Genomic DNA, 16,537 nt, shown 5'->3' on the forward strand with positions numbered 1-16,537 from the left:
CACTTGGCAGCATGATCACGCAGGGCACTTTTTAGCCCATTGCCCCGTCGTAATCCAGCGACGCGGCCGATTATGCCCCAAGAGCCCGCTGAGAATGTTTCGCGCTCGGTTTTTATAATGATATGTGCCAAGGAGCATCACTGCGATGAATGCAAGTCCAACCTATCGCTCACGTTTGCAGGTTGCCACGTTGTTGGTGCTGGCCACCCTGCTGACCGCGTGCGGCATCAACAATATCCCGACCCTCGACGAACAGGCCAAAGCTGCGTGGGGCCAGGTGCAGAACCAGTACCAGCGCCGCGCTGACCTGATCCCCAATCTGGTGGAAACGGTGAAGGGGTACGCCAAGCATGAAGAGGCAACCCTCACAGCAGTGATTGAAGCGCGGGCGAAAGCGACGTCGATTCAGGTTGACGCCAGCACCCTCGACAATCCCGAGAAGCTCAAGCAGTTCCAGCAGGCGCAGGATCAACTGACCGGCGCCTTGAGCCGCTTGATGGTGGTCTCCGAGCGCTATCCGGATCTGAAAGCCAACCAGAACTTCCTCGCCCTGCAATCGCAGCTGGAAGGCACGGAAAACCGCATTGCCGTGGCGCGCCGCGATTTCATTCTGGCGGTGCAGAAGTACAACACCGAGATCCGCACCTTTCCCGGTCGCCTCTGGCACAGCGTGATGTACAGCGACCTGCCGATCCGCGAAACCTTCGAAGCCACCACGCCCGGCGCGGAAAAGGCCCCGGAAGTGAAATTCTGATTCGAGGTTGTCCATGCGCGTGTTGAAAATGGGCCTGGTGCTGATGCTGTGGCTGTTCGCCGTCAGCGCCCGGGCCGAGTTGACGTTCCCGGCGCTGAGCGGGCGGGTGGTGGACGAAGCGCAGATGCTCGAGCCGTCGGTGCGTGCGCAACTGAGCCAGCAGTTGCAGGCCCACGAACAGGCGACCGGCGAGCAGTTGGTCGTGGTTACCGTGCCGGATCTGCAAGGCACGACCATTGAGGACTTCGGCGTTCAGCTCGGGCGGCACTGGGCCATAGGGCAAAAGGACAAGAACAACGGCGCGCTGCTGATCGTCGCCCGTGACGAGCGCAAACTGCGCATCGAAGTCGGTTATGGCCTGGAGGATCGGCTGACCGACGCGCAGACGTCAGTGATCATTCATCAAGTCATCACGCCCGCGTTCAAGAGTGGCAACTTCAGCAAAGGCATCAGTGACGGCGTAGCGGCGATGCTGGTGGTGCTGGGCGGCAATCCGCTCGATGAGCCGTCGACGGTGTATGAATCGAGCGGCGATCCGTCCGATGATTTCATTTCGCGACATCCCGGGTTATTCGTGTTTTTGGTGATGTTGTTCATCCTGACGGTGTTTGTCTGCCAGATGCTCGGTATCCTGCCTGCCGGCCGGGGTGGCTCCGGAGGAGGGGGCGGCTTTGGCGGTGGTGGCGGTTTTGGCGGCGGCGGTGGAGGTGGAGGTGGAGGCTTCAGCGGCGGCGGGGGCAGTTTCGGCGGCGGTGGTTCGTCCGGCGGCTGGTGACATTAAAAGAACAATGAGCAGGCACTTTTCAACATGGCACTACTGACCGAACACGAACAACGCAAAGTCGCCGAGGCGATTGCCCGGGTCGAGCGCGACACCGACGCCGAACTGGTGACGGTGCTCGCTGCGCGCGCCGATGACTACGCGTATATCCCGCTGTTGTGGGCCAGCCTGTTGGCGCTGGTGGTGCCCGGCGTCGTGCACTACCTGACCGGGTGGCTGACCCTGCGCAGTCTGCTGCTGGTGCAGTGGGGCGCATTTGTCGTTTTGTGCCTGCTGTTTCGCTTGCCCAAAGTCACCTCGCACCTGATCCCGCGCCATGTACGGCACTGGCGCGCCTCGAACCTGGCGCGGCGGCAGTTTCTCGAACAGAACCTGCATCACACGGTGGGCGGTACCGGCATGCTGATTTTTGTCTGCGAGGCTGAACGCTATGTGGAGATTCTGGTGGATGAAGGGATTTCCAAGCGGCTGGACAATAAAACCTGGGATTCGATTGTGGCGGCGTTTACCGAGCAGGTCAGGCAGGGGCGCACGCTGGAAGGGTTTGTGACGTGTATCGAGGCGTGTGGGGAGTTGCTGAAAGTGCATGTGCCGGTGACGCAGGTGAGGAATGAGTTGCCGAATCGGTTGGTGGTGTTGGGCTGAAGTACTTTCTCCTGTTTTGGATCCAAACCCTCACCCCAGCCCTCTCCCAGAGGGAGAGGGGGTCGACCGAGGTGTCTTGCGCTCGACATCGACCTGAAAGACCGAGTCGATTATGGATTAACGGATACCGTTGAATTTATCGCTTCTGATACCTGAGATCGGCTCGGTATTTCAGGTCGGTGTAACTCGTGAAAACACCTCGGTCAGTCCCCTCTACCTCTGGGAGAGGGCTAGGGTGAGGGTGCTCTTAACAACCGTTGGGTAAATAAGAGCGTGTCCCCAACCCCCATCCCCCCTAAAATACCTGCCATTCCCGATTTCGCCCGTCCGAGGCCGCTTTTCCATGTCCGTTACTGCTCCTGCCACCAAGCCTGCGCCCGATCACCACGCCCAGTTCATCGAGTTGCTGCAAACCAGCCTCGAACAGAACGGCTTCATCAAACTGGTGTTGGCCAAGTACGTTGGTGAAGAGGCGGATCTGCAGCGGGTCATCATCAAACCGGTGACCGTCAAAGCGCAGCCGAACCTGTCGTTCGTCTATCGCTACAAGACCCGCGATATCACCAAAAACCTGCCGTTGGTTGAAGGTGTGGCGGCGATTGCCGGGCTGTTGCCGGCCTCGTTCAAAAATGCGCATTTGCTCGCGCTGACCGACGAAGCGCAGCTGGAATACAGCAAAAAGGACAAGTCTTCACTGTTCAAGAGCAAACCTCAGCAATTGCGCGAGGCGCCGTCCGCTGAGCATAACCGCGAGAAAAACCGCTTCCTTGAGCTGAGCCGGCCATTCCTCAAGGACCTCGGTGTGACCAACGCGCAACATGAGCTGATCCCGGCGATGTCGCGAAAGTGGAAGCAGATCAACAAGTTCATCGAAGTGTTCAGCCATGCGCTGACCTCGTCGCCGCTGGCGCTGGACAAACCGGTGCGCGTGGCGGATTTCGGTTCGGGCAAGGGTTACCTGACGTTCGCGATTCACGATTACTTGCGCAACACGCTCAAGGCTGAGGGCGAGGTCACCGGCGTCGAGCTGCGCGAAGAGATGGTCAACCTGTGCAACGCCGCGGCGGCGAAGCTCGATCATCCGGGGCTGGTGTTCAAGTGCGGTGATGTGCGCAGCGTCGCGCCGAGCGAGCTGGACGTGATGATCGCCCTGCATGCCTGCGACATCGCCACCGATTACGCGATCCACACCGGCATCCGCTCGGGCGCGTCGATCATCATGTGCTCGCCGTGCTGCCACAAACAGATCCGCCTGCAGATCCAGAGCCCGGCGTTGCTCAAGCCGATGCTGCAATACGGTTTGCACCTGGGCCAGCAGGCGGAAATGGTCACCGACAGTCTGCGTGCGTTGTTCCTTGAGGCCTGTGGTTACGAGACCAAGGTGTTCGAGTTCATCTCGCTGGAACACACCAACAAGAACAAGATGATTCTCGCGGTGAAACGCGCCGAGCCGGTGAACCCGGCGCAGTTGTTAGTGAAGATCGAAGAGTTGAAGGCCTTCTACAACATCAGCGAACACTGCCTGGAAACCCTGCTGCGCGCCGACGGTTACCTGACCTGACCCTGAACTGAGCTTGGAATGCAAAACCTGTAGGAGCTGCCGAAGGCTGCGATCTTTTGATTTTGACCTTAAAAACAAGATCAAAAGATCGCAGCCTGCGGCAGCTCCTACAAGGGAATGTGTTCAGGCTGTGGCAGGTTGGGCAGGGCGCACGGCGGTTTTGCGGCCGAGCATGACCGTTGCGATGACACCGCAGGCAAACACCCAAGTGATCGGCTCGACATGTTCACCAAAGAACAGCGCCGAAAACGCGATGGTGAAGAAAATCTGCAGCAACTGGATCTGACTGACCCGGGCGATGCCACCCATGGCCAGCCCGGCGTACCAGGCGAAGAAGCCGAGAAACTGCGAGAACAACGCGACATAACCAAACGCCCACCAGGTCTTGGCTGAGACCGCGCCCTGATGTTGCAGGGCCAGATACAGCACCGGCCCGATCAACAGCGGCGTCGACAGCACCAGCGCCCAGCAGATCACCTGCCAGCCGCCCATCTCCTTGGCCAAGCGGCCGCCCTCGGCGTAACCCAGTCCACCGACCGCAATCGCACCGAGCATCAGCAAATCACCCGCCTGAATGCTGCCGGCCCCGGTATACAAGGCATAACCGAGCACCAAGGCACTGCCCAACGCCGCACAGGCCCAGAAGGCTTTTGACGGGCGCTCGTGGGACAACCACGCGGCATACAACGCCACGCACAACGGTTGCAGGCCGTTGACCAGCGCACCGTGGGACGCCGGCAAGGTTTGCATGGCCCACGCCGACAACACCGGAAAACCCAGAATCACCCCGGCAATCACCAGGCTCAGGCCTTTGACCTGCTGCCAGGTTGGCCACTTTTCGCGCCGCCACAACAGCAGCAACGCCGCCGGAATCGCCGCGAACAACGCGCGCCCCAAACCGTTGAGCAGCGGATGCAGTTCCTGCACCACGATGCGGGTGAAGGGCAGGGTAAGGCTGAAAATCACCACGCCGAGCAGGCCGAGGGCCATGCCGGTGTTTTCGCGCGAGGACATGAGGGGAGACCAGAATCGTAGGGAATTGGAAGGTGTCCTCATCTAGCCATAATCCGCGAATTTCGGGGTGTTACAGCTAGGCACGGACTTAGGCGTACAGTTTGAGGGCCTCTTCGCGAGCAGGCTCGCTCCCACATTTGGAATGCATTCTTCCTGTGGGAGCGAGCCTGCTCGCGAAGAACGATGACACGTTCTCAGGTAGTAGCCGGTTGTTACCCGAGCCGCTGGATAAGGTCTACCTTGAACACTCCCAGGCAATTCCCAGAGGAGTCCTCCCCATGGCCGCGAAAAAGATTCTGATGCTGGTCGGCGATTACGTCGAAGATTATGAAGTGATGGTGCCGTTCCAGGCCCTGCAAATGGTCGGCCACACCGTCCACGCCGTTTGCCCGGACAAGGCTGCCGGCAAAACCGTGCGCACCGCGATCCATGACTTTGAAGGCGATCAGACCTACAGCGAAAAGCCCGGTCACCTGTTCGCCCTCAACTTCGACTTCGCCAAGGCGAGCGAGGCCGATTACGACGCGCTGCTGATCCCCGGCGGACGTGCGCCGGAATACCTGCGCCTGAACGAAAAAGTCCTCGAACTGGTGCGCGCCTTCGACAAGGCCGGCAAGCCGATTGCCGCGGTCTGCCACGGCGCGCAATTGCTCGCGGCGGCGGGTGTGCTTGAGGGGCGCGAATGCAGCGCCTATCCGGCCTGCGCGCCGGAAGTGCGCCTGGCGGGCGGTACGTACATCGATATCCCGGTGACGGACGGCCACGTTCAAGGCAATCTGGCCACTGCCCCGGCCTGGCCGGCGCATCCGAACTGGCTGGCCGGTTTCCTCGGTTTGCTCGGCACCAAAATCACCCTGTAACGAGGAATCGCCGATGTGCGAGCTCTACGTCAAGGCTGACCCGATTCTCTATGAGTCGCGCTCGCGTTCGCTGCGCATCTGCGGCGTGGTGACGACGCTGCGCCTGGAGAATCAGTTCTGGGACATCCTCAGCGAAATCGCCGAGGTCGACGGCATGACCACCAACCAACTGATCGCCAGGCTGTATGAAGAGGTGATGGATTATCGCGGGGAGGTGGTGAATTTTGCCTCATTCCTGCGGGTGAGTTGTACGCGTTATCTGACTCAGCGGCGCGGGGCTGTCGCAGAATTGTCGGTGGTGCGCACTGCGCTGAAATAGCCTGGACCGAGTTGCCCCAATCGCTGGCAAGCCAGCTCCCACAGGTTTAGCGGTGCGGCTCAGTGAGTGAGCACACAGAAGATTCCTGTGGGAGCTGGCTTGCCAGCGATGGGGCCGGTCCAGGCGACAGAAGGCTGCAGCTGGTCTTTACTCATTTGCGCGAAATCTCTCAATCGCCAAGGAGCAACGAGCATGTCCGGATGGTACGAAATCAGTAAAAGCAGCAACGGCCAGTTCAGGTTCGTGCTGAAAGCGGCGAATGCCGAAACGATTCTGACCAGCGAGCTGTACACCACTCGCGCAGCGGCTGACGGCGGCATCGCGGCGGTGCAAACCAATAGCCCGCTGGAGGAACGCTACGAGAAGAAGTCGACGAAGGACGGCCATCCGTACTTCAACCTGAAAGCCGCCAATCATCAGGTCATCGGCAGCAGCGAATCCTATTCCTCGGAGGCGGCGTGCGATAAAGGCATTGCCAGTGTGAAGGCGAACGGAACGAGCAAAGTGATCAAGGACAAGACCTTGCCTGTCCTCTGACCTCACTTTCAAATCCAGCATCATTCCTGTGGGAGCTGGCTTGCCAGCGATGAGGCCATTTCATTCAGCATGGATGTAGACTGGTACGCCGCCATCGCTGGCAAGCCAAGCTCCCACAGGGTTTTGCGTATTGCTTGAGATCAGCGCAGGGTCTTGAGGATTGTCTGCAGCTGCGTTTGACCCGCCTCACTCAACGGAAACACCGGCAAGCGTGGATCGCCCACTTCAAGCCCGGTCTGACGCAAACCTGCCTTGATCGTCGCGGGCAAGCCACCCTTGAGGATGAAATCCAGCAGCGGCAATTGGCGGTAAAACAGATCCCGCGCGCGATCCAGATCACCGGCCATGGCGGCCTCGTACAAGTCCAGATTCAGTTGTGGAATCAAATTGGGCGCCGCCGTGCACCAGCCTTTCGCCCCGGCCGCAAATGCTTCCAGTGCCAGCGGATTGCAGCCGTTGTAGAACGGCACCTGACCTTCGCCGAGCAGTTGCAGTTTGTGCATGCGCTGAATATCGCCAGTGCTCTCCTTGACCATGGTCACGTTCTCCACGCCGTTGAAGATGCGCAAAATCAAGTCAACGGACATGTCAGTGCCGCTGGTGGCCGGGTTGTTGTAGAGCATGATCGGCACGCCGATGCGCTCGCCGATGGCGCGGTAGTGGGCAAGAATTTCTGCCTCAGTGAGCTTCCAGTACGAAGCTGGCAGCACCATCACCACATCGGCACCGTGGCCTTCGGCGAAACGTGCGCGGCGTACGGCTTTGGCGGTGGTCAGGTCAGACACGCTGACGATGGTCGGCACCCGTTTGGCGACGTGCTTGATGCTGAACTCGGCAACCTCATCCCACTCCGCATCGCTCAGGTAAGCGCCTTCGCCGGTGCTGCCCAGCGGCGCAATCGCGTGGACGCCGCTGTCGATCAGGCGATCGATCGATTGCCCGAGCGCTGGCAGATCCAGCCCTTCGCCATTGGCGTCGAACGGGGTGATGGTGTAGCCGATGATGCCGTGAATAGTGGACATGGGAATCTCTCCGTAACAGGGTTCAGTTCAGGCAATCGGCGTGTTGGCGCAGGTTCTGCCGGGCGTAATAGTTGAAGGCAGCGGCGTGGCGTTTCGGCTTGGCGATCCAGTCGTGTGCCTCGCGGCCAAGCTCGGGAATGATCGGCTTGATCGTACCGGCCGCCATCGCCAGCAGTTGCAGTTTTGCCGCACGCTCGATCAGTTGGGCGATGACACACGCCTCCTCAATCGTCGTGCCGGTCGACAGCTGACCGTGGTGCGAAAGCACAATTGCGCGTTTGTCGCCCAGCGCTCCGGCAATCAACTCACCTTCTTCGTTGCCCACCGGCACCCCCGGCCAGCCCTCGAGAAACGCACAGTCGTCGTACAGCGGGCACAAGTCCATGTGGGAAATCTGCAGCGGCACTTCAAGCATCGACAGCGCCGCGACGTGGGTAGGGTGGGTGTGAATGATGCAGTTCACGTCCGGCCGGGCGCGGTACACCCAGCTATGGAAACGGTTGGCCGGGTTGGCCATGCCGTGACCTTCGAGGACTTCCAGATCCTCGTTGACCAGCAGCAGATTGCTCGCGGTGATTTCGTCGAAACCCAGGCCCAGTTGCTGGGTGTAATAGGTGCCGGGTTGCGGCCCACGGGCGGTGATTTGTCCGGCCAGACCGGAGTCGTGGCCGTTTTCGAAGAGAATCCGGCAGGTCAGGGCCAGCTTTTGTCGGTCGGTCCACGTATTATCCGCGAGGCTTTTTTGCATCTGGGTCAGCGCTTGCTTGACCAGTTGGTCCTTGGGTAGTGCTAATGTCTTGGCCATGTCTGTGTCCTTTGGGTGAGAGCAAATGACACGAAAGAGGCTATATGACACAAAGTGTCATTGGCAAGCACGAATCGCTGCTTCCTTGCTGGAATAACCACCGCGCATGTCTATCCGTTTGAAACTATTGAGAAAAAAACTTGGCGTTACCCTTGAGGCATTGGCCGAAAAATCCGGCATGACCAAGAGTTATCTGTCCAAGGTCGAGCGCGGGCTGAACACCCCGTCGATTGCTGCCGCGTTGAAACTGGCGAAGGCGTTGAACGTCAAAGTCGAGGAGTTGTTCTCCGAAGACAGCGTCAGCCTCGACAGCTACAGCCTGGTGCGCAGCCATGAGCGCCAGTCACTGGCGGCGAATGATCAGAGCCCCGGTTATGCGGTGTTGGCTCATCAGGTCAGCGAGCGCAGTCTGCTGCCGTTCATCATCTACCCGCCGAGCGAGTTCACTGACAAAACCTTCAAGGAGCATGTGGGCGAGGAGTTTCTGTTCGTCCACGAAGGGCAGGTCGAAGTGGATTTCATGAACGAGAAGGTGCTGCTGGAACGCGGTGATGCACTGCACTTCAATGCACAGAAGCCGCACCGGATCCGCTCGGTGGGTGAGGTGCAGGCGCAGTTGCTGGTGGTGGTGCACAGCGCCGAAGAATGAACCTTGAAATCAAAAGATCGCAGCCTTCGGCAGCTCCTACAGTTGGAATGCGTTCCCCTGTAGGAGCTGCCGAAGGCTGCGATCTTTTGATCTTGCTTTAAACCTCGACGGGTACCGAAAGCTTCGGATTCCCCAGCGCATGGCTCTTCGCATCAAAAAACCGCAACTCAACCTCCGTGCCCTCGAACACCTTCGCGTAATGCCGTTTCTGATGCTGAATGAACGCCGCACTGCGCGGATAAATCGAGATCGCCACAGTCTTTGGTTTCGCCAAACGCAGCGCCCGCACGATATGCGCATCCTGCTCGCCCAAGGCATGACCGAAGATGCACAGACTGCCGTCATGCCCCAGCAATTGGTCATAACAGAACGACAGATAATCCGAGCTGCGAATGGTCTTGAGTTTGTCCGCACTCGGCCCTTCAGTGACGAACAGCGGCACATCATCCAGCGTCTTGATCGTGTTGTTGATCGCGAAACTGCCGAGCAGCGTGCCTTCGGTTGAGGTCAGTTTGCGTGCGGTGCCGTCCTGATTGCGCACCAGGTGCAGGCCACCGTGCAGGTACAACAAGCGCGGTTTGTCGGTGGCACGTTCGGCCAGATCGAAGCTGGCATTTGCGCCGTTGAACAAGTCGTCGATGGCCTCGCTGTGGTGCTGCAGCGCCCAGTAGTTGAGCAAGTCGTAATTGGTGGTGAACACCGTGCGATAGCGCGCCAGTTCTTCATTCAGCGTCGCCAGCGTCGAGGCTTTCACCAGTCGCCACGGAATGTGCACGGCGTGCACGGTGTTGATCAGCGCTTCCTTGATCGCGTAGTAGCGGTTGCGCGGCGCCGCCGAGCTGACGGCCAACGCTTTGTTGACCCGGCTGGTGGTTTTCAGCGCGCCGAGGACCTGCTCGAAGCTGCGCGTTTGCATGGCGTCGAACACCGCCAGTTCCGACGGGCTCAGCGGTTTTTCCTCGACGGTTCGGGCGTTTTCGAACAGCGAGTCATAGCCGAAGTCGTCCCACACCGCACGACTGGCGCCATTGCCCACCAGCAGGCCGTTGAAGTCGCTGGTGGCGCGCAAGGCGTTCCAGTCTTCGAGGGTGGCGTCGACATCCAGAAAATCGGTCATTGCGCAGGCGTCTCAAAACAAAGGGGCTGATGGGCGGCGACTTTATCACGAGCGGGCATTGAGCCAGATCAACATCGGCCGTGACCGATCGGTCGATGCTGTGCACATCCGCCGTATCGGAGCAGTCGATTCGGCCCTTGTCAGGAGATGCGCGCATGACCAGCAGCTTTTTTATTCCGGCGGTAAACATCATGGGCAACGGTTGCCTCGACGAAGCCATGGTCGCGATCCGCAACTACGGTTTTCGCAAGGCGCTGATCGTCACTGACGCGGGGCTGGCCAAGGCTGGTGTGGCCACGATGATCGCCGAGAAACTGGCAATGCAGGACATCGATTCGGTGATTTTCGACGGCGCCAAACCCAACCCGAGCATCGCCAACGTCGAGTCCGGGCTGGGGCTGCTCAAAGAGACTCGCTGCGATTTCATCGTGTCGCTGGGCGGCGGCTCGCCCCACGATTGCGCCAAAGGCATTGCCCTGTGCGCGACCAATGGCGGGCAGATTCGCGATTACGAAGGCGTCGATCAATCGAGCAAGCCGCAATTGCCGCTGATCGCCATCAATACCACCGCCGGCACCGCAAGCGAGATGACCCGCTTCTGCATCATCACCGACGAATCGCGCCACGTGAAAATGGCCATCGTCGATCGCAACGTCACGCCGCTGCTCTCGGTCAATGACCCGGCGCTGATGGTCGCGATGCCCAAAGGCCTGACCGCCGCCACCGGCATGGATGCGCTGACCCACGCCATCGAGGCTTATGTCTCGACCGCCGCCAACCCGATCACCGACGCCTGCGCGCTGAAAGCCATGACCCTGATCAGCAACAACCTGCGTCTGGTTGTGCGCGATGGCGGTGATCTCGCCGCGCGGGAAAACATGGCTTACGCGCAGTTCCTCGCCGGCATGGCTTTCAACAACGCCTCGCTCGGTTATGTGCATGCGATGGCGCATCAGTTGGGCGGGTTCTACGACTTGCCGCATGGCGTGTGCAACGCCGTGCTGCTGCCCCATGTGCAGACGTTCAATGCGCTGGTCTGCGCCGATCGGCTGACCGATGTTGCCCACGCCATGGGTGCGGACATTCGTGGATTCAGCGCCGAAGAGGGCGCACAGGCAGCGATCAACGCGATCCGCTGCCTGGCCAAGGATGTCGAAATTCCCGGTGGCTTGCGCGAATTGGGCGCCAAGCTCAGTGACATTCCGGTGCTCGCCAGCAATGCGCTGAAAGACGCCTGCGGTTTGACCAATCCTCGGGCGGCGGATCAGCGCCAAATCGAGGAGATTTTTCGCAACGCGTTTTAATGGGCGCGGCAGGGTTAATTTCTTGAATGTCAGGTTTTACCCTTGCCCTTGCCTTTAGCGATCACCGTAAACGTACGAACACGGACCCAGTCGGACAAATTCCCGTTGATGTTGTGAATGGCGGATATCCGGTGCGGTCCGGGAGGTAAGGGTTTTGTAATCTGTTTACTCCATTGCTTGAGGGCGTCGACGTCGGCTTTGGCAATCATCTCGCCGGTGTCCAGATCGATAATGCTAACGAAGCCTTCAGCTTTTGTGACATTTCCGGAAAAGACCGGAACAGCGCTTACCTGAGCTTCTTCTTTTGGTTCGACAATTACCGGGACGTCGATTGCTGGCTGCAGTAGCACGGTATACCTGCGCTCGTCACTCCAGTCTGACTTGATGGCTTCCCATGTCTGGCGGGCGCGAACCCCGTGCTGACCCGTCGACTGGGCACCGCTGATGCTAAACGCCCATCGTCCATTTGCGCTGACCGGTCCTCCACCGAGTAAGTGCGTATTTTCAATGTTCCAGACCTGCACCTGAGCACTCGGTATACCGCTCCCGAGAAACAGCGTTGCAACTCCCGTTTCCTGGCCCTCTTCGGGGTACGTGATAGTCGGGGGCGGGACAGGTTGCGTCTTGGGCTTATCGGAAATGCTCATTGTTCTTCTCGTTTCAGGCTGAACTTGAATCGAGAGGCTGGCATGACCGGTTGCGTTTTGAACCTGTAAGAACTACCAGTCTTTTAGTTTTTTTTGCTTGGTCGGCAATTTCATTTTCTTCTAAAAAACTGTCATTTCTGTCAGTTGTCTGGTTTGGCTGCTTCGGATCGAATGCTCTGACAACGGGGGCGACCCCGATCCCTTGAGGAGCACATGAACATGCCGAACACCAACGCACCTAAAGCACAATCAGCAGGTGGGCTGGATCAGACGTTTGCCCATTCGGGTCTGCAAACGCTGGAGTTTCCTGGCGCGCGCAAAACCATCGGCAACAGTGTCGCAGTGCTGCCTTCGGGTCGGATCATGGTAAGTGCAACGGTTATCGACGCAGCGGGAGCCTCGCACTACGGCCTTGCACGACTGCTCCCTGACGGTCTTATCGACACCGGCTTCGGTCAGGGCGGATACCTGAGCGGCCAGTTTGCCAACGGTCGGTTATCACAAGGCGGGAGTCTGGTTGTCGATGAGAGCGACGACGCATTCTGGATGAGCGCAGTGCTTGCAGATCCTGAGGGCAAACTCCAGCAAATCATCGCTCGATTCAACCCCGACGGTACGCTCGATCCCGAGTTTGGTGATGGACAGCCTGGCTACCGGGTCGTGCCGATGCGTATTCCTGCGCTCGAAAATGCCACGGGCGGTCGCTTGATTTTGGCGCACTCCACTCCCGAAGCGATGCCGGACAGATTGCTCTTCGTCATCTCTCAAGGGGGCAGCGGGTTGTTGACGCGTTTCTTTCTGGATGGCAAGGATGACCCGGCATTTGCCGGCAAAGGCTGGATCCACCTGACGCTTTCCGGTGTGGCGATCACGTTGCACGGGGTTACGCAGTTGGACGATGGGAAGATTCTTGTCCATGGCAAGACAGAAGTTACCAATCAGGGACTGGTCATGGCTTTCGACAGTTCCGGGCAGGTTGCCACGTCGTTCGGCAAGGGCGGTACGCTGCTGCTGGAACTGCAAAATGCGGGGGCACCGCTCGAAAGCTCAGTGAACCGCATCGTCGTGCAATCGGCGCAGGGCTTGTTGATGGTCGGATCGGCCGTCGAGTCGTCCGCCGGGGAGAAGCGCCAGCACGGCCTCATCAGCGGGTTCACCCGCGACGGTGGGCCTGATTTAGCGTTCAACCGCGGGGCGCCTGTCCTTACCGTTGCCGCGCAGCCACTGGATCTGAAAAGCTGGAGTGCAGGGTTCGCGCTGAATGACTCCCCCGGCCCGCGAATCGTCACGGTCGGACAGACCTCTGACGGCACACGGCGGTTGCTGACGGGAGGCTTTTTGGTCGATGGCGCCGTGGATCCTGGGTTTGATGTAGAAGGCGCCGCCGCTATCGAGTGGATCGCGCAGGACGCCTGTCTGCAGGGTTCGTCAGTGCTGGTGTTGGGGCAGAGAAATGAAGCGGCTCATCTGGTGCGATTGTTGACGGCAGCAGACTGACGGGGAGGGCTGACAAGCCTTCGCTGAATGGGCTGACCTCTTCGCGAGCAAGCTCGCTTCCACAGTTGATCGCATTTCCCAGTTGAAATGCATTTCCCTGTGGGAGCCTGCTCGCGAAGACTGACGTCCAGACGCAGAAAAATCATGGATTCATGACATCAGCTAACAGCCAGCCCGTTCCTCTCAAACATCCGAATCAACACCCCCCGCGATCGCCAACATCGCCCCACCACCCGCGACGCCGTCAACGACTTCTCGCTAGCAAACGGGAAATGCACGTTGGTCTACTGATGATTCGGTTGAAAGGGCCGATACAGCAGGGGATAGTGCGCGGCTGAAAAAGTGATCAGGGAGCAGGAAGTGACAGTGAAGTCTGGCTGGGTCGGGTGTGCGGTATTGTGCGGGTGGTTGCTGGCGGGGCAGGTATTTGCCGATTGCACGCCGCCGTCCACAGCGCAGGAGATGGATTTTTCCCTCTGTAAGGATTGGCCGGCGTATCCCGGGCTGACGCTCACCGCCGCCGCCCGTTTTTCGCCCGATTCGGTGTATGGCGAGTCAGGGACTGTGGGGTTTTACGACCTGCGCTTGTCCTTGGTGGCGAGCGGAGATTCAAAGCCGTTAGCGAGCTTTTTTCAGCCCTCTGCATTCTCTGTGGATGCCATCGCGCTTGATGAACTGAAATTCGATACCGCCCGCTATAAGCTCGCGCCGCAATTGCAGGCCTTTGGCGTGCGAGTGCGGTTCAAAGGCTCTTCGCGTGTGAATCCTGTGGATGAAACCTGGTTATCGCTCTATGTGAAAGACGGCAACGCATTGCGTCCGGTAATGGATCGCCTGGTGGTTTATGAATATGGCGGGGAGTGGGATGGCAATTGTGCGGGAGAGCGCTACGAGACTACGCGAACCGTAGCATTGGCCAAGACCAGCAGCCATGGCTTTGCCGATCTGATGATCAAAACGATCCGTAGCTCGACCGTTGGCAAGGGTGAAGGCGAGGCTTGCGTATCCAATACCGTCGCGCAAAAACCGATCTTGACGACGCTTCGCTATAACGGCAAAAACTATGAAATGCCCGAAGATTTCAAAGGCTACTAAGACAGATGTCTTTTACTCAAGGAAGAACAATGATTTTGCCTAACACACTGCTGGGCGCTTTCATCGCAATGGGCCTTTTGACGATGGCCGCTCAAGCCCAGGCCGCCTGCGAAGTGAAGAAGTTCGACGGCCATTCCCTTTCGCGCTGCAAAGCGTGGCCGGCGTTCAACGATCAGTCGATTGCGGCGAAATCTTCATTTCTCTCGGATTCGGGCGACGATGAAATGGGGGTGTTCGATCTGGAACTGGCGCTCGTCAGTTCGACAAGCGGCAAGAGTCTCGCCACCTATGCCAAACCCGGTGCCTACAATTCCGATGCCATCAGTTTCGACGATTTGACCATCGATACGGCCCGTTACCGATTGGCTGCTGATATCCGTGCGTTCGGTTTGCGTTCGAAATTCGCCAGCCACGGCTCCCGAGCGAATCCTTACGCGAAAACCGACCTGGCGTTGTATGTGCGCGAAGGCAACAAATTGCGCCCGGTGCTGGAAGGCTTGGTGATTCGCAAGGAATTCGGCGAAGGAACGGATGAGTGTGGAACCGAGGACACGCAAATTCGCAGAACTATCGATATCGCACCGACGACTCACCATGGTTTCGCCGATCTGATCGTCAGCTCGAGTGGTTCAGTTTACAAATCCTTCCTGTCGGATAAGAAGTGCATCTCGAAAACGATCGAGATGAAGAAAACTCGCGTCACCCTGACCTACGACGGCCAGCAATACATCGTCCCCGAAGACCTCAGAGGTTACTGACCCGATGCTCACCGGCCTCAACCACCTGACCCTCGCGGTCAGCGATTTGCAGCGCAGCCTGACGTTCTACCGCGATGTCTTGCAGTTGCGCGTTGAAGCCACGTGGGATGCTGGTGCCTACCTGTCGCTGCCGGGTTTGTGGTTGTGTCTATCGCTTGATCCCTTGCGCAAAACTCAAGCTTGCGTCGATTACACCCATTACGCGTTCAGCCTCAACGCGGCAGATCTCTCAACGTTCGTGCAGAAGCTAAAAGCGGCGAACGTGCAGGAGTGGCGGGATAACCGCAGCGAAGGTGCGTCTTTCTACTTTCTCGATCCCGACGGCCACAAGCTCGAAGCCCATGTCGGCGATCTCGCTTCACGGCTGGCGGCGTGTCGGCAAAAACCGTACGCCGGCATGCGTTTTTACGACGAGTCATGATCAGACACATTTGTCTGATATAGACTGGCGGCCACGTGTTCTGGTGCTTGCAGGTTTTCCATGACTCCATCGTTGCTAATGGCCGTGCTGGCCTCGGGTTTCATTTACGGCATCACGCCCGGGCCGGGTGTGCTAGCGGTGTTCGGCATCGGTGCAGCCCACGGGCGGCGGGCCGGGGCGGGGTTTCTGTGCGGGCATCTGCTCGGCGATGTGGTCTGGTGCAGCACGGCGCTGATCGCCATTGTCGGCGCCCGGGAAATCGGCAGCACCGCGTTTGATGTGCTCGGTGTGCTCAGCGGCTTGTACCTGTTCTGGCTCGGCTGGCGCGCAGTGCGAGCCCAGCGCCGCAACGGCGACGAACCCCAGGGCGCGGCGCGCAAGCCGTTCTGGCACGGCATTCTGTTTGGTCTGACCAATCCCAAGGCCTACCCGGTGGCGGTCGCGACGTTCACCGCGCTGCTGTCGAGCCGCGCTGAATTGCTCAACTGGTCGATGCTGCCGGCGCTGATTGCCCTGAGTTTCCTCGGCGGCCTGCTGGCCTACGCTATCCTCATCGGCGTGGTCGGCGCGCAGCGGGTGCGCACGCTGTATCAGCGCCACGAACTGTTGATCACCCGGCTGTGCGGCGTGATGTTTATCGGTTTCGCCATCAATGCGCTGGTGCACGCGCTGCCGGGGCTGATGCCGAACAAGGCTTGAAAGTGAGTGCAGGGAGGCGCAATCACGAGGTCAGGGAAGGTTGATCAGTGCT

19 protein-coding genes are annotated in these 16,537 nt (G+C 59.1%); 14 read left to right on the forward strand and 5 right to left on the reverse strand.

Annotated elements, in window-relative coordinates:
- Window positions 1-145 precede the first annotated feature (145 nt).
- The 4 genes from QZR14_RS13630 to QZR14_RS13645 all read left to right on the forward strand — a co-directional run bounded on the left by QZR14_RS13630 (window position 146) and on the right by QZR14_RS13645 (window position 3,741).
- Window positions 146-754: a LemA family protein gene (locus tag QZR14_RS13630; protein WP_250603414.1), complete on the forward strand. Its 609-nt coding sequence runs from the start codon at window positions 146-148 to the stop codon at window positions 752-754.
- A 13-nt stretch (window positions 755-767) separates the two neighbouring features.
- The gene (locus QZR14_RS13635) at window positions 768-1,529 is read left to right on the forward strand and encodes a TPM domain-containing protein (protein WP_284676732.1); all 762 of its coding nucleotides are present in this window, start codon (window positions 768-770) and stop codon (window positions 1,527-1,529) included.
- A gap of 33 nt (window positions 1,530-1,562) precedes the next feature.
- Window positions 1,563-2,180: a TPM domain-containing protein gene (locus QZR14_RS13640; RefSeq protein ID WP_250603416.1), complete on the forward strand. Its 618-nt coding sequence runs from the start codon at window positions 1,563-1,565 to the stop codon at window positions 2,178-2,180.
- A 343-nt stretch (window positions 2,181-2,523) separates the two neighbouring features.
- Window positions 2,524-3,741, forward strand: coding sequence for a class I SAM-dependent methyltransferase (locus tag QZR14_RS13645; protein WP_311996852.1), 1,218 nt, complete (start codon window positions 2,524-2,526; stop codon window positions 3,739-3,741).
- 123 nt (window positions 3,742-3,864) lie between these two features.
- Here QZR14_RS13645 and QZR14_RS13650 read toward each other — a convergent pair whose 3' ends face one another.
- On the reverse strand, window positions 3,865-4,755 hold the full coding sequence (locus QZR14_RS13650) for a DMT family transporter (RefSeq protein ID WP_108225299.1): 891 nt from the start codon (window positions 4,753-4,755) through the stop codon (window positions 3,865-3,867).
- 278 nt (window positions 4,756-5,033) lie between these two features.
- On the opposite strand from QZR14_RS13650, the gene QZR14_RS13655 reads away from it, so the two are divergent.
- The 3 genes from QZR14_RS13655 to QZR14_RS13665 all read left to right on the forward strand — a co-directional run bounded on the left by QZR14_RS13655 (window position 5,034) and on the right by QZR14_RS13665 (window position 6,471).
- Window positions 5,034-5,615 carry a DJ-1/PfpI family protein gene (locus tag QZR14_RS13655; RefSeq protein WP_250603421.1) on the forward strand — a complete coding sequence of 194 codons (582 nt, stop codon included), beginning with the start codon at window positions 5,034-5,036 and terminating at the stop codon, window positions 5,613-5,615.
- Between the two features lie 13 nt (window positions 5,616-5,628).
- Window positions 5,629-5,934: a ribbon-helix-helix domain-containing protein gene (locus QZR14_RS13660; protein ID WP_311996853.1), complete on the forward strand. Its 306-nt coding sequence runs from the start codon at window positions 5,629-5,631 to the stop codon at window positions 5,932-5,934.
- Window positions 5,935-6,126: 192 nt separating this feature from the next.
- Complete coding sequence (locus QZR14_RS13665; RefSeq protein WP_311996854.1) at window positions 6,127-6,471, forward strand: YegP family protein; 345 nt, start codon at window positions 6,127-6,129, stop codon at window positions 6,469-6,471.
- Between the two features lie 140 nt (window positions 6,472-6,611).
- Here QZR14_RS13665 and QZR14_RS13670 read toward each other — a convergent pair whose 3' ends face one another.
- Both QZR14_RS13670 and QZR14_RS13675 read right to left on the reverse strand, forming a co-directional pair.
- Window positions 6,612-7,493 (reverse strand): dihydrodipicolinate synthase family protein, encoded by an 882-nt coding sequence (locus QZR14_RS13670; protein WP_311996855.1) that lies wholly within the window; start codon window positions 7,491-7,493, stop codon window positions 6,612-6,614.
- Window positions 7,494-7,515: 22 nt separating this feature from the next.
- Window positions 7,516-8,298 (reverse strand): aldolase, encoded by a 783-nt coding sequence (locus QZR14_RS13675; RefSeq protein WP_077571483.1) that lies wholly within the window; start codon window positions 8,296-8,298, stop codon window positions 7,516-7,518.
- Window positions 8,299-8,404: 106 nt separating this feature from the next.
- Between QZR14_RS13675 and QZR14_RS13680 the strand changes: the two genes are divergently transcribed.
- Window positions 8,405-8,947 carry a helix-turn-helix domain-containing protein gene (locus QZR14_RS13680; RefSeq protein WP_311996856.1) on the forward strand — a complete coding sequence of 181 codons (543 nt, stop codon included), beginning with the start codon at window positions 8,405-8,407 and terminating at the stop codon, window positions 8,945-8,947.
- 97 nt (window positions 8,948-9,044) lie between these two features.
- Here QZR14_RS13680 and QZR14_RS13685 read toward each other — a convergent pair whose 3' ends face one another.
- Window positions 9,045-10,064 (reverse strand): DUF4917 family protein, encoded by a 1,020-nt coding sequence (locus QZR14_RS13685; RefSeq protein ID WP_311996857.1) that lies wholly within the window; start codon window positions 10,062-10,064, stop codon window positions 9,045-9,047.
- Between the two features lie 155 nt (window positions 10,065-10,219).
- On the opposite strand from QZR14_RS13685, the gene yiaY reads away from it, so the two are divergent.
- On the forward strand, window positions 10,220-11,368 hold the full coding sequence (yiaY, locus tag QZR14_RS13690; RefSeq protein WP_250603438.1) for an L-threonine dehydrogenase: 1,149 nt from the start codon (window positions 10,220-10,222) through the stop codon (window positions 11,366-11,368).
- A 29-nt stretch (window positions 11,369-11,397) separates the two neighbouring features.
- Here the strand turns inward: yiaY and QZR14_RS13695 are convergent, their stop codons facing one another.
- Complete coding sequence (locus QZR14_RS13695) at window positions 11,398-12,015, reverse strand: hypothetical protein (protein ID WP_311996858.1); 618 nt, start codon at window positions 12,013-12,015, stop codon at window positions 11,398-11,400.
- A 219-nt stretch (window positions 12,016-12,234) separates the two neighbouring features.
- Here QZR14_RS13695 and QZR14_RS13700 point away from each other — a divergent pair, with 219 nt between their 5' ends.
- The 5 genes from QZR14_RS13700 (at window position 12,235) to QZR14_RS13720 (ending at window position 16,485) form a co-directional block, all read left to right on the forward strand.
- Window positions 12,235-13,512, forward strand: coding sequence for a hypothetical protein (locus tag QZR14_RS13700; protein WP_311996859.1), 1,278 nt, complete (start codon window positions 12,235-12,237; stop codon window positions 13,510-13,512).
- A 360-nt stretch (window positions 13,513-13,872) separates the two neighbouring features.
- Window positions 13,873-14,607: a hypothetical protein gene (locus QZR14_RS13705; protein ID WP_311996860.1), complete on the forward strand. Its 735-nt coding sequence runs from the start codon at window positions 13,873-13,875 to the stop codon at window positions 14,605-14,607.
- Window positions 14,608-14,636: 29 nt separating this feature from the next.
- A complete protein-coding gene (locus tag QZR14_RS13710; RefSeq protein ID WP_311996861.1) occupies window positions 14,637-15,365 on the forward strand; it encodes a hypothetical protein in 729 nt (242 codons plus the stop codon).
- A gap of 4 nt (window positions 15,366-15,369) precedes the next feature.
- Window positions 15,370-15,786, forward strand: coding sequence for a fosfomycin resistance glutathione transferase (fos, locus tag QZR14_RS13715; RefSeq protein ID WP_311996862.1), 417 nt, complete (start codon window positions 15,370-15,372; stop codon window positions 15,784-15,786).
- Window positions 15,787-15,846: 60 nt separating this feature from the next.
- Window positions 15,847-16,485: a LysE family translocator gene (locus tag QZR14_RS13720; RefSeq protein WP_034153111.1), complete on the forward strand. Its 639-nt coding sequence runs from the start codon at window positions 15,847-15,849 to the stop codon at window positions 16,483-16,485.
- Window positions 16,486-16,537 lie beyond the last annotated feature (52 nt).

The organism is Pseudomonas sp. rhizo66, assembly GCF_031931925.1.
In the GTDB taxonomy this organism is placed as follows: domain Bacteria; phylum Pseudomonadota; class Gammaproteobacteria; order Pseudomonadales; family Pseudomonadaceae; genus Aquipseudomonas.

Excerpts from the sequence above, each read along its gene's own strand:
- QZR14_RS13630 (WP_250603414.1), top strand. The coding sequence starts at position 146 with ATGAATGCAAGTCCAACCTATCGCTCACGTTTGCAGGTTGCCACGTTG.
- QZR14_RS13710 (WP_311996861.1), top strand. The coding sequence starts at position 14,637 with ATGATTTTGCCTAACACACTGCTGGGCGCTTTCATCGCAATGGGCCTT.
- QZR14_RS13720 (WP_034153111.1), top strand. The coding sequence starts at position 15,847 with ATGACTCCATCGTTGCTAATGGCCGTGCTGGCCTCGGGTTTCATTTAC.
- QZR14_RS13680 (WP_311996856.1), top strand. The coding sequence starts at position 8,405 with ATGTCTATCCGTTTGAAACTATTGAGAAAAAAACTTGGCGTTACCCTT.
- QZR14_RS13660 (WP_311996853.1), top strand. The coding sequence starts at position 5,629 with ATGTGCGAGCTCTACGTCAAGGCTGACCCGATTCTCTATGAGTCGCGC.
- QZR14_RS13650 (WP_108225299.1), bottom strand. The coding sequence starts at position 4,755 with ATGTCCTCGCGCGAAAACACCGGCATGGCCCTCGGCCTGCTCGGCGTG.
- QZR14_RS13670 (WP_311996855.1), bottom strand. The coding sequence starts at position 7,493 with ATGTCCACTATTCACGGCATCATCGGCTACACCATCACCCCGTTCGAC.
- QZR14_RS13675 (WP_077571483.1), bottom strand. The coding sequence starts at position 8,298 with ATGGCCAAGACATTAGCACTACCCAAGGACCAACTGGTCAAGCAAGCG.
- QZR14_RS13635 (WP_284676732.1), top strand. The coding sequence starts at position 768 with ATGCGCGTGTTGAAAATGGGCCTGGTGCTGATGCTGTGGCTGTTCGCC.
- QZR14_RS13700 (WP_311996859.1), top strand. The coding sequence starts at position 12,235 with ATGCCGAACACCAACGCACCTAAAGCACAATCAGCAGGTGGGCTGGAT.
- QZR14_RS13640 (WP_250603416.1), top strand. The coding sequence starts at position 1,563 with ATGGCACTACTGACCGAACACGAACAACGCAAAGTCGCCGAGGCGATT.
- QZR14_RS13655 (WP_250603421.1), top strand. The coding sequence starts at position 5,034 with ATGGCCGCGAAAAAGATTCTGATGCTGGTCGGCGATTACGTCGAAGAT.
- QZR14_RS13695 (WP_311996858.1), bottom strand. The coding sequence starts at position 12,015 with ATGAGCATTTCCGATAAGCCCAAGACGCAACCTGTCCCGCCCCCGACT.
- fos (WP_311996862.1), top strand. The coding sequence starts at position 15,370 with ATGCTCACCGGCCTCAACCACCTGACCCTCGCGGTCAGCGATTTGCAG.
- QZR14_RS13685 (WP_311996857.1), bottom strand. The coding sequence starts at position 10,064 with ATGACCGATTTTCTGGATGTCGACGCCACCCTCGAAGACTGGAACGCC.
- yiaY (WP_250603438.1), top strand. The coding sequence starts at position 10,220 with ATGACCAGCAGCTTTTTTATTCCGGCGGTAAACATCATGGGCAACGGT.
- QZR14_RS13645 (WP_311996852.1), top strand. The coding sequence starts at position 2,524 with ATGTCCGTTACTGCTCCTGCCACCAAGCCTGCGCCCGATCACCACGCC.
- QZR14_RS13665 (WP_311996854.1), top strand. The coding sequence starts at position 6,127 with ATGTCCGGATGGTACGAAATCAGTAAAAGCAGCAACGGCCAGTTCAGG.